The organism is Oleiphilus sp. HI0125 (genome assembly GCF_001635355.1).
In genome coordinates this window covers 1-1,393 of record NZ_LWGF01001120.1, presented here as the reverse complement: position 1 = coordinate 1,393, position 1,393 = coordinate 1, and the positions used below count along the sequence as shown (strand labels likewise).

The 1,393-nt window shown below is 45.4% G+C and carries 2 protein-coding genes; both read left to right on the top strand.

Annotated features, from left to right (window positions below):
* A partial coding sequence (locus A3762_RS27825; protein WP_068757171.1) for a hypothetical protein occupies window positions 1-832 on the top strand: 832 nt, incomplete at its 5' end.
* A gap of 64 nt (window positions 833-896) precedes the next feature.
* A complete protein-coding gene (rplI, locus tag A3762_RS19335; protein WP_068480510.1) occupies window positions 897-1,343 on the top strand; it encodes a 50S ribosomal protein L9 in 447 nt (148 codons plus the stop codon).
* Window positions 1,344-1,393: the final 50 nt, after the last annotated feature.

Here is a 1,393-nt window from a genome sequence, read left to right as displayed (position 1 = left end):
GTTAAATGCGTCAGGCATTGCCTTTGTCGCATGTTTGGTTCCAATGATGTTCTGGCTTGGTGCCGCTACAGTAGCTTTGGTGACTTTGCGTCACGGCACATCTAAGGGACTCAATGTATTCGCATGGGCGATGGCCCCCGCGTTGGGGTGGTGGCTCGGATTGCAAGATCCAACAGCACTTGTTGTAGTCATTCTTAGTTTTGCATTAGCGCAGATTTTGAGAGTGACTGTGGCAATGAATCGTACTTTGCTGTTTGGCTTCGGATTAAGCGTGTTAGTTGGTGTATTAACGCCGATTATTATGCCTGGAGCCTTAGATATGTTGCAGGTTGTTTCGGATGAGCTTCTGAAACAAATCGCAGTAGACTCGCAAATCGAAGTAAACGAAGAATTTCGTGCTTCGTTCCAAGATCTCATGATCGCGAGTTTCGCAGCATCATTTTATTTGATGAGCATTGGGTCATTGTTTTTGGCTCGGTCTTGGCAAGCAGCGTTGTACAACCCAGATGGTTGGCGAGAAGAATTTCATCAACTAAGAATGGGACCGATTGATATGGTAGTGATTGTCAGTGCCATGATGATTGGACCGAGTATCGGAATAGATGGCTATTTACTCGTATTTAGCGGTTTGGTTCCTGTGCTTGTCTGCGGTTTTACTTTAGTGCATGGTGTGATCGGCAAGAAAAATTTAGGCGGGCAATGGCTCATTGGTTTTTATGCCATGGTTCTTGTTTTGTTTCCCGCATCGTTGGCAATCATTGTATTTATGGCAATGGTCGATAGTGGTGCAGACTTTAGGTCAAGGATACAAGCTTCACCAAAGTCTGAGTGAAGCTACAAGAACTTAGTATTGTTCGCAAAAGAGACAATTCGATTTAATAGTNGAGGATAGCGAGATGGAAGTAATTCTACTCGAGAAAGTTGGTAAGCTAGGCGGTCTTGGCGACAAAGTGACAGTGAAGTCTGGCTTTGGTCGTAACTTCTTGATCCCTTACGGCAAGGCTGTTCCAGCAAATGCTGCGAACGTTGCTGAGTTTGAAGCTCGTCGTGCTGAGCTTGAAAAAGCAGCTGCTGAGAAACTTGCAGCAGCAGAAGCGCGTGCAGAAGAGCTTAACGGTAAGGCTGTAACGATCGTTTCTAAAGCTGGTGATGAAGGCAAGCTATTTGGTTCTATCGGTGTACGTGACGTTGCAGATGCAGTCACTGCTTCTGGCACTGAAGTAAGCAAGTCTGAAGTTCGTCTTCCAGAAGGTCCAATTCGTAACACTGGTGATTTCGAAGTTGATGTTCAGTTGCACAGCGATGTAACTGCAACAATCAATCTTTCAGTTGTTGCTGAATAAGACCTTACGCCGAAGCGCGTAACGTTCACAGAGTCCAATTTTAAGTTGGG